Below are 10,695 nucleotides of genomic sequence, written 5' to 3' on the forward strand. Positions count from 1 at the left end.
GGGGAGCCCCCCGCGCCCGCCGAGGCGCCTGCGGTGGCGGCCGTCGAGCCGGCGCCGGTGGTGGAGCCGCCGCCGACCGAGGCGCCGACGGTCGAGGCGCCGCCGGTTGTCTCGGAGCCCGCCGACCCGGCGCCCGCCGCCGAAGCGCCGGAGGCCGCCGACGCCGACGCCGCGCCCGAGCGCGAGGCGCCGGAGCAGGTGCCCGAAGCCGTGGCGGAAACCGTCGAGCGCGTCCCCGAGGAGCGCCAGGTGGCCGTCGCCCCGCCGTCGGAGCCCACCGTTCCCCAGCCTCCGCCGGCCGAGGAGCCGGCCGCCGCCGACCAGCCGACGCCGGAGCCGGCCGTCGAGCCGGGGCCGGAGCCGGCCGTCGAGCCGGGGCCGGAGACTGCCGCAGCACCCGCGCCTGCGTCGGCGGAGAGCCCTGCGCCCGCGCCCGCCGCGGAGGAGCAGCAGTTGGCCGCCGTTCCCGCCGCGCCTGACCTGCCCGAACCTGTCGCCGCGCTGGACGGGGCGGTTTACGGCGCGCCTGCCGGTTCCACCCGCGTGGTGCTGGCTGCCACCCAGGACAGCTGGATTCAGGTGCGCGCCGGCGAAGAGTTGATCGCCACCCGCCTGCTGCGTGAGGGGGAGCGCTTCCAGGTGCCCGACCGTCGCGGCCTGACCCTTATGGTCGGCAACGCCGGGGGACTGCGCATCGTGGTCGACGGCCAGACCCTGCCGCCGCTGGGCGACCAGGGCGAGGTGCGCCGGGGCATCCGCCTCGCACCGGCCGCGCTTCTTTCGAACTGATCCGTCCGAGGGATCGTAGAACCGCGCCGCGTGCGTTACTACCGTGCGTTAAGAGACCGTGACGGCCTTGCCGGCGCCGCCTTTCACGCCCATTTTCGGCGTTGGAGGCGGCGCGGTAGCCGTCGTTGGCCACCATTCAGTGGGGTTTTCATGAGCAGCGTCCGTCCGTATCGCCAGATCCTTCGCCGCCCGAGCCGCCAGATCATGGTCGGCTCCGTGCCCGTGGGGGGCGATGCGCCCATCTCGGTCCAGTCCATGACCAATACCAAGACGACGGACGTCGCCGGCACCGTGGACCAGATCCGCCGGCTGGAAGAGGCCGGGGCGGATATCGTCCGCGTCTCCTGCCCCGACGAGGAGTCTACGGCTGCCTTCAAGGACATCGTGCGCCATTCCAACGTGCCGCTGGTGGCCGACATTCACTTCCACTACAAGCGCGCGCTGGAAGCCGCCGACGCGGGTGCCGCCTGTCTGCGCATCAACCCCGGCAACATCGGGTCCGAGGACCGGGTGCGCGAGGTGGTGCGCGCCGCCAAGGCCAACGGCTGTTCCATCCGCATCGGCGTCAACGCGGGCTCGCTGGAGCGCGACCTGCTGGAGCAGTACGGCGAACCGTGCCCAGAAGCCATGGTCGCCAGCGCCCAGCGCCACATGGCCGTCCTTCAGGACAACGACTTCCAGGAGTTCAAGATTTCCGTGAAGGCGTCCGACGTCTTCCTGGCCGTGGCCGCCTACATGCAGTTGGCGGAAGCCTGCGACTATCCGCTGCACCTGGGCATCACCGAGGCCGGCGGCCTGCGCGGCGGCACGGTGAAGAGTGCGGTCGGCATGGGCAACCTGCTGTGGGCCGGCATCGGCGACACCATCCGCGTCAGCCTCTCGGCCGATCCGGTGGAGGAAATCAAGGTCGGCTTCGAGATCCTGAAAAGCCTGGGCCTGCGGCATCGGGGCGTGCGGGTGATTTCCTGCCCGTCGTGCGCGCGCCAGGGCTTTGACGTCATCAAGACGGTGGAGACGCTGGAAGAGCGGCTGGCCCACATCGCCACGCCCATGACGCTGTCCATCATCGGGTGCGTCGTCAACGGCCCCGGCGAGGCCCGCGAGACCGACATCGGCCTGACCGGCGGCGGCTCGGGCAGCCACATGGTCTATGTGTCGGGCGTGAAGGACCACACCATCAACGACGAGACGATGGTGGAGCACCTGGTCAGCATGGTGGAGAAGAAGGCCGCCGAGATCGAGGCCGCCAAGGCCGAAGAGGCCGAGGCTCCGGCGGCGGAGTAGGGCGGGGCGATCCGCCCTTATGCCTCCAGCAGTTCGACCCGGCACACCGCCGGGTCGTTCCGTTGTGCGAACCTGCGGTCGAAGGTGTAGAGGATGGAAGCGCCGGCCTCCCGGGCTTGATGGGCAATGACGCCGTCGGCGAAATCACCGCCCGCAGCCAGCAGGCGGCGTCCACTTTCCACGGCGGAGCGGTCGACGTCGGCCCCTGTCGTGAACAGCGTGTCGAGAACGCTCAGTAGGGCGGCGCGATCAAAATCGTAGAGGCGCTTGAGCGTCCAGATCAACTCACAAAGGACCGGAAGAGAGATCGTCACGGCGTGCGGGCCTTCCATGACGGCGGCTGCCGCCTCGGCCTGGGCCGGGTCGTCCAGCACGATGTAGCGGATCAGGATGTTGGTATCGACGGCGACCTTCACGATCGGGTGTCGCTCCCGTCTCTGCCATTCTCCGGAATGCCGGCCCATCCCTCCTGTGTCGCCTTTTCGATCTCTTCGAGGCTCGCCGCCTTCATGCCCGGCCGATGAAGCAAACCGCGGAGCGCGCGAATGTTCCGCGTACCCGGTTCCCGATGGGCCCGCAGCGCGATGCTCCCGTCCGGTCGCGGATCCACATCGACCGTGTCCCCCTTCTTAAGCCCGAGATGACGGAGGAGGGCGGGGTCGAGTGTCAATTGCCCGTTTTCGGTGATCTTCAGTTCCATGCGGATCTGCCCAACGTGTGTCTTGCCTCAGGAAATATAGGCCATCGCCGTGCCGTCGCCAACCAGTCCAAGGCGGCGCGTGGTTGCGCGCAGCGCGCAGATGCCGTAGCTATCGGTCGAGCAATCGACTCCCTCCAAGTCTTCATGGAACGAGGTACCTGACGTGGCGACCCTGCAACCTGTTCGCGGCACCCATGACCTTCTGCCGGAGCAGTGCCGGCGACATCGCGCGGTGGAGGAACGCTGCCGCCTGGTCGCCGAGCGGTTCGGCTATGCCGAGGTCGCCACACCCATCTTCGAGTTCACCGAAGTCTTCGCCCGTACCCTCGGCGACACCTCCGACGTCGTGACCAAGGAGATGTACACCTTCGAGGATCGCGGCGGAGAGGGCATCACGCTGCGTCCCGAGGGCACGGCCGGCGTCGCGCGGGCCTTCATCTCCAACGGCTTGCAGCAGTCGCTGCCGCTCAAGGTGTTCTACCGCGGCCCCATGTTCCGCTACGAGCGCCCGCAGAAGGGCCGCCAGCGCCAGTTCCATCAGGTCGGGGTGGAGCTTCTGGGCGTCGAGGCCCCCATGGCGGACGTGGAGGTTATCGCGCTCGGCGCCCGGTTCCTGGACGCGCTGGGCCTGAAGGGCCGCGTCACGCTGGAAATCAACACCCTCGGCGACCAGGAAAGCCGCGAGGCCTACCGCACCGCGCTGGTGGACTACCTGCGCGGCCACATGGACCGTCTGTCCGAGGACAGCAAGGCACGGCTGGAGCGCAACCCGCTGCGCGTGCTCGACAGCAAGGACGAGGCCGACCGCGAGATCGTCCAGGACGCGCCGGTCTTCACCGATTACCTGAACGAGCACTCCCGCACCTTCTTCGACACGGTGCTGAAGGGCCTGGACCAGTTGGGCATCGAATACGTGCACAACACCCGCCTGGTGCGCGGCCTGGACTACTACAGCCACACGGCGTTCGAGTTCACCACCACCGAACTCGGCGCCCAGGGCACGGTCCTGGCCGGCGGCCGCTATGACGGCCTGATCAAGACCATGGGCGGCCCGCCGACCCCCGGCATCGGCTGGGCAGCGGGTGTCGAGCGCCTGGCCCTTCTGGTGGAGGACGTGGAGCCCTTCGCCCGCCCCATCGCCATCGTGCCGCTCGGCGAGCAGGCCGAAGCGCGCGCGCTGACGCTGGCCGACGACCTCCGCCGCGCCGAGTTCACGGTGGACATGGGATACAGCGGAAACATGAAAAAGCGCATGCAGCGCGCCAACAAGGTGTACGCCCGCGCCGCCGTCATCCTGGGCGAGGACGAACTGGCCAAGGGCGAGGCCCTGGTGCGCGACCTGGACAGCGGCGAGCAGACCCCGGTTCCGCTCGGCGGCCTTGAGGCCGCGCTCGGCCGGTTCCGGTAGCGGGGTCGGGGCGGGATTGCGCCCATGACCGACACGGCGGTGAGCCGGCTGGTGGTGGTCGGCGCCAACCATCGCTCCAGCAGCCTCGCACTCCGCGATGCCCTGTTCGTGGAGGACGCCGCCGTGCCCGGCGTCCTGGCCATGCTGCGCGACCGCTGCGGCCTGACCCAGGCCATGCTGCTGTCCACCTGCGACCGGGTGGAAGTCATGGCCGTCGATGCCGACCCCGGCGCTTGCGGCGCGGCACTGAGCCGCTTCCTGGCCGAAATCGCGTGCATCGATCCGGCCGATGCGGCCGGGCAGATCTATACCCTGACCGGAGAGGATGCCGTTCATCACGGTTTCGCCGTTGCCGCCAGCCTGGACAGCCAGATCATCGGCGAGCCTCACGTTCTGGGCCAGGTGAAGGCCGCCTGGCGCCTGGCCCGCGACGCCGGCATGGCCGGGGCGGAACTGGAGGCCGTGGTGCAGGGTGCATTCGCCTGCGCCAAGCGGGTCCGGTCGGAGACGGCCATTGCGCAGGGTCCGGTCTCGGTGGCGTCCTCGGCGGTGCAGACGGCGCGCGACCTGCACGGCGACCTGGACCGCACGCGCGGCCTCATCGTGGGCACCGGCGACATGGCGGAGCTGATGGCGGAAGCCTTCCAGGCCGCCGGCCTCACACGGCTGACCGTCACCGCTCCGCGCGACACACTGGCGGACGGGCTGGCCCGCCGGATCGACGCCCACGCGCTGCCGTTCGATCAATTGCCCGAGGCCCTGCGCGGCTCCGACGTCGTCGTGACGGCCGTCGGCGGGCGCACCTACGCCATCACCCTGGAACAGGTGCGCGACGCCCTGCGCAAGCGGCGGCAGCGCCCTATCTTCCTGGTGGACGCGGGCATTCCTGGCGACATCGAACCCGCCGTGAACCGCGAGGAGAATGCCTTCCTCTACGACCTGGACGACCTGGAGCACATCGCGCTCTCGGGCCGGGCGGGTCGCGAGGCGGCAGCCCGCGCGGCGTGGGACGTGGTGGGGCAGGAGGTGGCGGCCTTCCTGAAGCGTCGGGCCGCGCGCGACGCTGCCCCCGCCATCACGGCCCTGCGCGACCACGCCGAGGCCCTGCGGGCGGAGGCATTGGCGGCGGCCGGCGGCGATGCCGACAAGGCGACGAGGCTTCTGGTGAACCGCCTGCTGCACGAGCCCTCCTGCTTTCTGCGGGACGTGGCGGAACGCGGCGACGAGGATACACGGCGCGCGGCGGAGGCCCTGCTCCGCCGGCTGTTCGCGCTGCATGACGACAAGGAGAGTGACCGGTGAACCTCGACGAGAAACTGGGCCGCGTCGTAGCGCGATACGACGAGCTTCAGGCCCTGCTCGCCACCGAGGACAAGGGCGATGCCATCGCCCGCATGTCCAAGGAGATCAGCGACCTGACGCCCGTGGTCGAGGCCATCGCCGAACTGCGCAAGGCGCGGTCCGACCTGGAAGAAGCCGAAGCCATGGCGTCGGACCCCGAGATGCGCGACCTGGCGCAGGAAGAGGCCGCCGACCTGCGCGAGCGGGTGCCGGAGCTGGAGCACGCGGTCAAGCTGCTGCTGGTGCCCAAGGACGAGGCCGATGCCCGCAATGCCATCCTTGAGGTGCGCGCCGGGACCGGCGGGGACGAGGCGGCCCTGTTCGCCGGGGAACTGTTCCGAATGTACGAGCGCTACGCCGCGCTGAAAGGCTGGAAGGTGGAGGTCATGGACCTCAACGAGACCGACCTGGGCGGCGTGAAGGAGGTGGTTGCCATGATCTCCGGCCGCGACGTCTTCGCCCGGCTGAAGTACGAGTCCGGCGTCCACCGCGTCCAGCGCGTGCCGGAAACCGAAGGCGGCGGCCGCATCCACACCTCGGCCGCCACCGTGGCGGTGCTGCCGGAAGCGCAGGATGTCGACGTCCACATCGAGGACAAGGACCTGCGCATCGACACCTACCGCTCCCAGGGCGCCGGCGGCCAGCACGTGAACACCACTGAATCGGCGGTGCGCATCACGCACGTTCCAACGGGCGTGGTCGCGGCCTGCCAGGAGGAAAAGAGCCAGCACAAGAACAAGGCCAAGGCCTTGAAGATGCTCATGGCAAAGCTGTACGAGCACCAGCGCGAGCAGGCCGTGAACGAGCGGGCCGAGGCCCGGCGCAGCCAGGTGGGCTCCGGCGACCGGTCGGAGCGCATCCGCACCTACAACTTCCCGCAGGGCCGGGTGACCGACCACCGCATCAATCTCACCCTCTACGCCATCGACAAGATCATGCAGGGCGAGGGGCTGGACGATCTTGTGGACGCCCTGACGACCGAGGACAACGCCGCCAAGCTGGCGGAACTGGCATGACGGCGCATACCGTCGACGCCCTGCTGCGCGAGGCGTCGGGCGTGCTCTCTGCCGCGGGGGTGGAGGGCGGCCGGCGGGATGCCCGCCTGCTGTTGGCCGATCTGCTGGACTGCGCGGCCGGCGACCTTCTGACGCGGGGCGACGCGGTAGTGAACGCGGCAACGGCGGACGCCTTCCGCGCCCGCATCGGCCGCCGGGCGGACCGCGAGCCCGTCAGCCGCATTCTCGGCCGGCGCGGGTTCTGGCGTCACGAGTTCCTTGTGGGGCCGGAAACCCTGGACCCGCGGCCGGACACGGAAACGGTGGTGGAACTGGCGCTGGAGGCGCTGCCCGACGCGGAAGGACGCTACAGCGTGCTCGACCTGGGCACCGGGACCGGCTGCATCCTGCTGTCCATCCTGGGCGACCGGCCGAACGCCACGGGGCTGGGCATCGACATCGCGCCCGGAGCCCTGGCGGTGGCGGCGGAAAACGCCCGCCGGCTGGGGGTCCCGGACAGGGCCCGCTTCGCCCGCGGCGACTGGACGGCGGCGGTGAACGGAAAATTTGATGCAATTGTCTCCAACCCGCCCTATATCCCGGATGCCGAGGTACCCCGGCTTGATCCCGAGGTGTCCCGGCACGATCCCCACACCGCGTTGAAAGGCGGGCCGGACGGCCTTTACCCGTATCGGGTTATTGCCAAGGAAGCTCCGCGACTGTTAAGGTCTTTGGGCTCACTGATCGTGGAAGTGGGGGCAGGGCAGGCGGACGACGTCGCCACCCTGTTCGAAGACGCTCACCTGCGCGTGATCGATGTCAGACGGGACCTGGCCGGGATCGCGCGGTGCGTAAGGGCGGCCAACGGATAAAAAAGTTTCGCGATTCCCTCAAAAAGGGGTTGGAAACCCGCGACGCTCCGAATACGTTGGTTTCCAAGCACGACAACTTGTCGCACCGGGGCTTGGCGCTCCAGGATGTCCAGCCGAACTGACCGGCCGGAAGGATAAGCCGCCACGTTCTCTGCAATGGCCGGACGGTCTTTGTCGGCAATCGTGCACTTCGATTCCCCGATACTTCACCCGGGTCGGTGTCTGACCGGCCGCGGCCATCGGTCGCCGTCGTCTCGGGGAGACGGTTTCTCAACCGCAAGAATTGTCTGGAGTCATGAAGCAAGGCTCGAACAACAAGCGCCCTCGCCGCGGTGGCGCGCCGAAGGGCAACAGGGGACCGGTTCGCAACCAGACCTTTGACAGCAACTGTGCCGGCCAGCGCGTGCGCGGAACGGCCCAGCAGGTGATGGAAAAGTATCTGGCCATGGCACGAGACGCGGCGTCTTCCGGCGACCGCATCCTGGCCGAGAACTTCTATCAGCATGCGGAGCACTACTTCCGCATCGCCAACGTCAACGGCGCGCTGTCCAACCGGATCCAGCAGCAGGGCAACGGCGCCCATGTACCGCCGACGCCGGCGCATGACCAGACGCCGCTGGACGACCTCTTCGACTATGAAGAAGAGGCTGCCCTGCAGCACCAGCCCAACCAGCAGCAGGGCCGCAACGGCGGCAATGGCCGCGACCAGCAGCCGCGCGGCCAGCAGTCCGACGGCGGAAATGGCCATGCCCGCGACGAGCAGCCGGCGTCGCATCAGCCGCAGGCACAGCAGCCGGAAAGCGGTGGCGATGCCGACCAGGGCCAAGGCGAGGACCGGCCGGCCAAGCCGCGCCGCGCCCGCACGCGCCGCAAGCCGGCCGAGGCCGAAGGCCAGCCGTCGGCCGGTGAAGAGGCTCCGCAGGCCGCTTCTGGCGGCGAAGACGCCGACACGCCGGCCAAGCCCGCCCGTGCGCGCCGCACGCGCAAGGCCGCCGACAAGGGCGAAAGCGCCGCCGCCGAAGATGGTGGCGAGGCTCCGGCACCGCGCCGCCGCCGCGCTCCTGCCCGCAAGAAGACGTCGGGTTCCGACGAGGGCGGCGGGGACGAAGCCGGCAGCGACGATCGCCGCGAGGCCGTGGCCTGAGGGCCGCTTGACCAAGACGCGACAAAGGGCCCCGATTTCGTCGGGGCCCTTTTCGTATCCGCGCGCCGGCGCGCTCGGACGGTCGCCGACGATCGTGCGGCGTGCGCCTGGGGCTGTCCTGGGACCTGCCGGCGGCGGACGTCTTCGGACCTTCACCTATCTCTTGGCCGATCCGTCCCGCGAGGTGGGCACGGGGGCACGCCGGCGCCTGGTGCAGGGCGATCAGGCAGGAGAGCAAGCCCCCGCCGTGCCCGGGCCGTCCACGCGCGACGGCGAACACAAGAAAGGCCCGGCCTCCCATGAGGTCCGGGCCTTTCGCGGGTTACTCGCCGACGGCGTTATTTCGCCGCGGCCACCTCGGTGGCGCTGGGCAGCGAGGCGTAGACGGAGCGGGTTTCGCCCATCGTCTCCTCGAACCGGGCCAGTTCGGTGCCCTCGAGGATCCGGCCGGTGGGGAAACGCACCTTCTGCGGGTTCACGTGTTTGCCGTTCTTGAGGATTTCATAGTGCAGGTGCGGTCCGGTGGACCGGCCGGTGGAGCCGACGTAGCCGATGACGTCACCCTGCTTCACGCGCTTGCCGGGGGCCATGCCCTTGGCGATGCGGCTCATGTGGGCGTAGGCGGTGTCGTATTCGCTGTTGTGGCGAATGCGCACGTAGTTTCCGTAGCTGGAGAACGGCCCGCTCTTGGCGATGACGCCGTCGCCGGCGGCGTAGATGGGCGTGCCGGTGGGGGCGGCGAAGTCGCTGCCCTTGTGCATCTTGCTGTAGCCCAGAACCGGGTGCCGCCGCATGCCGAAGCCCGACGACAGGCGCGCGCCGTTGATGGGCGTCCGCAGCAGCGCCTTGCGCACGCTATGGCCCTTGGCGTCGTAGTAGTCGACGTCTCCGGTGGTGTCCTCGTACCGGTAGATCTCGTAGCGCTGGCCCGACAGCGTCAATGCTGCGTAGTGAACGTCGCCCTCGCGGACGGTACGGCCGTCTTCGGTGCTTTCGCGCTCGAACATGACCTCGAAGCTGTCACCGGGCTGAATGTCGCGCTGGAAATCGACGTCGTAGGAATAGGCCTTGATCAGCTCGACCAGCACCGCGACCGGCACGCCGGCCTCGACGCCGTTCTGGAACAGGCTGGCCGTGATGGTGCCCTCGGCGCGGTATGCCTGTGTCAGGACTGGAGCCTTTTCCTCGGCAGGAGCGAAGGCGCCATCGGTTTCACGCACCGCACCCACGCGCAGGGCCGGCTGCGGCTCGAAGGAAAAGCCCTTGAACACCTCGTCGCCTTGCGCAGCGGCGGCATCGAAGGTGACCGTGATCTCGTCGCCGGGGCGCAGCTTGCGGGGATCCCAGACTTCGCGGAGCGCCTCGATGGAATTGTGGGCCTCGGTGCGGTTGACGCCGGCGTTGACCAGAACCGCCATCAGGGTGTCGCCGCTCTTGATCTTGAGCGTCTGTTCGGTGATGGGCGGGGCAGGGGGCTTGGGCGGCGCGACCGGCGCGAAAGCCAGCTTCTGGGGCTGGTTGACGCTCGCCTTCACAAGCGTGGCACCGCCGGTCTCTCCCGTTGCGTCCACCGCGGCGGCGACGGGCGCCTGCGGAGTCGCCTTGGAGGGAGACGGGCCGGGCCAGCCGAGAAGGACCGCCATGGCCAGGGCCGAGACCCCCGCAACAGCCAAAGCGGCGGTTGCGCGACGGGCGTGTCGCGACCGTTTCATGCGTCTGCTCCTCTACTCTCTGCTCTCTCTGAGGTCCGGCCTGTTTGCGCGGCCGGTTTCTGTGCTCAACGATGCCCATGGCGCGCAGCAGTGTCAACGCGTTTCACGGCGTTTCCCGGCAGGAATTGCGGCGTTTCCCGGACGTTCCACTTTTGCTTCCGCGCGGCACGAAACGGGGCGTCGTCCGCGAGCGTCCCGCAAAGGAGACGCGCCCCTTTTGTGACGGCACGGTTTTTTGTTATTGACACTTTGATGAGCAACGCCTAGATATCGCCTCACCGACGCGGCGGACCAGCCGGTCGGTCTCCAGACCCGCCGAACATGCAACGGCCTCTGAACGGAGGTTCCGGTTCGGCATTTTCGTCCTTGACTGGACGGGGCGGTCTGGAAGGTCAGCCGAAAATTCCGGTTGACAGGGTCCGGGTGGTTCGATAGAAACCCGGCCTTCCG

At 69.1% G+C, this 10,695-nt stretch carries 10 protein-coding genes; 7 read left to right on the top strand and 3 right to left on the bottom strand.

All coding sequences use genetic code 11. From position 1 onward, the window contains the following. Together C882_RS21820 and ispG are read left to right on the top strand one after the other, a co-directional pair. Nucleotides 1-789 (top strand): DUF4115 domain-containing protein (locus C882_RS21820; protein WP_152415462.1); only part of this gene is annotated, 789 nt, incomplete at its 5' end. A gap of 150 nt (nucleotides 790-939) precedes the next feature. Beyond that, nucleotides 940-2,073 carry a flavodoxin-dependent (E)-4-hydroxy-3-methylbut-2-enyl-diphosphate synthase gene (gene ispG / locus C882_RS21825; RefSeq protein WP_009542865.1) on the top strand — a complete coding sequence of 378 codons (1,134 nt, stop codon included), beginning with the start codon at nucleotides 940-942 and terminating at the stop codon, nucleotides 2,071-2,073. A gap of 17 nt (nucleotides 2,074-2,090) precedes the next feature. Here the strand turns inward: ispG and C882_RS21830 are convergent, their stop codons facing one another. After that, nucleotides 2,091-2,489 (bottom strand): type II toxin-antitoxin system VapC family toxin, encoded by a 399-nt coding sequence (locus tag C882_RS21830; RefSeq protein WP_009542866.1) that lies wholly within the window; start codon nucleotides 2,487-2,489, stop codon nucleotides 2,091-2,093. Beyond that, nucleotides 2,486-2,773: an AbrB/MazE/SpoVT family DNA-binding domain-containing protein gene (locus C882_RS21835; protein ID WP_052000263.1), complete on the bottom strand. Its 288-nt coding sequence runs from the start codon at nucleotides 2,771-2,773 to the stop codon at nucleotides 2,486-2,488. Before C882_RS21835 ends, C882_RS21830 begins: the two co-directional genes overlap by 4 nt. 163 nt (nucleotides 2,774-2,936) lie before the next feature. Between C882_RS21835 and hisS the strand changes: the two genes are divergently transcribed. The 5 genes from hisS (at nucleotide 2,937) to C882_RS23695 (ending at nucleotide 8,533) form a co-directional block, all read left to right on the top strand. Beyond that, a complete protein-coding gene (gene hisS / locus C882_RS21840) occupies nucleotides 2,937-4,181 on the top strand; it encodes a histidine--tRNA ligase (RefSeq protein WP_009542867.1) in 1,245 nt (414 codons plus the stop codon). A gap of 24 nt (nucleotides 4,182-4,205) precedes the next feature. Beyond that, a complete protein-coding gene (gene hemA, locus C882_RS21845) occupies nucleotides 4,206-5,483 on the top strand; it encodes a glutamyl-tRNA reductase (protein ID WP_009542868.1) in 1,278 nt (425 codons plus the stop codon). After that, nucleotides 5,480-6,538, top strand: coding sequence for a peptide chain release factor 1 (prfA, locus tag C882_RS21850; RefSeq protein WP_009542869.1), 1,059 nt, complete (start codon nucleotides 5,480-5,482; stop codon nucleotides 6,536-6,538). Before hemA ends, prfA begins: the two co-directional genes overlap by 4 nt. Then, nucleotides 6,535-7,389 (top strand): peptide chain release factor N(5)-glutamine methyltransferase, encoded by an 855-nt coding sequence (gene prmC / locus C882_RS21855; protein ID WP_009542870.1) that lies wholly within the window; start codon nucleotides 6,535-6,537, stop codon nucleotides 7,387-7,389. Before prfA ends, prmC begins: the two co-directional genes overlap by 4 nt. A 295-nt stretch (nucleotides 7,390-7,684) precedes the next feature. Beyond that, a complete protein-coding gene (locus C882_RS23695; protein ID WP_052000264.1) occupies nucleotides 7,685-8,533 on the top strand; it encodes a DUF4167 domain-containing protein in 849 nt (282 codons plus the stop codon). Between the two features lie 338 nt (nucleotides 8,534-8,871). On the opposite strand, the gene C882_RS21865 is transcribed toward C882_RS23695, so the two are convergent. After that, nucleotides 8,872-10,245 (bottom strand): peptidoglycan DD-metalloendopeptidase family protein, encoded by a 1,374-nt coding sequence (locus tag C882_RS21865; RefSeq protein ID WP_152415463.1) that lies wholly within the window; start codon nucleotides 10,243-10,245, stop codon nucleotides 8,872-8,874. Between the last annotated feature and the right edge of the window lie 450 nt (nucleotides 10,246-10,695).

The organism is Caenispirillum salinarum AK4, from assembly GCF_000315795.1.
GTDB lineage: Bacteria > Pseudomonadota > Alphaproteobacteria > Rhodospirillales > Rhodospirillaceae > Caenispirillum > Caenispirillum salinarum.

What these genes read in the sequence shown, in the direction of transcription:
- hemA (WP_009542868.1), top strand. Translation starts at nt 4,206, where the DNA reads ATGACCGACACGGCGGTGAGCCGGCTGGTGGTGGTCGGCGCCAACCAT.
- C882_RS21865 (WP_152415463.1), bottom strand. Translation starts at nt 10,245, where the DNA reads ATGAAACGGTCGCGACACGCCCGTCGCGCAACCGCCGCTTTGGCTGTT.
- C882_RS23695 (WP_052000264.1), top strand. Translation starts at nt 7,685, where the DNA reads ATGAAGCAAGGCTCGAACAACAAGCGCCCTCGCCGCGGTGGCGCGCCG.
- C882_RS21835 (WP_052000263.1), bottom strand. Translation starts at nt 2,773, where the DNA reads ATGGAACTGAAGATCACCGAAAACGGGCAATTGACACTCGACCCCGCC.
- ispG (WP_009542865.1), top strand. Translation starts at nt 940, where the DNA reads ATGAGCAGCGTCCGTCCGTATCGCCAGATCCTTCGCCGCCCGAGCCGC.
- prmC (WP_009542870.1), top strand. Translation starts at nt 6,535, where the DNA reads ATGACGGCGCATACCGTCGACGCCCTGCTGCGCGAGGCGTCGGGCGTG.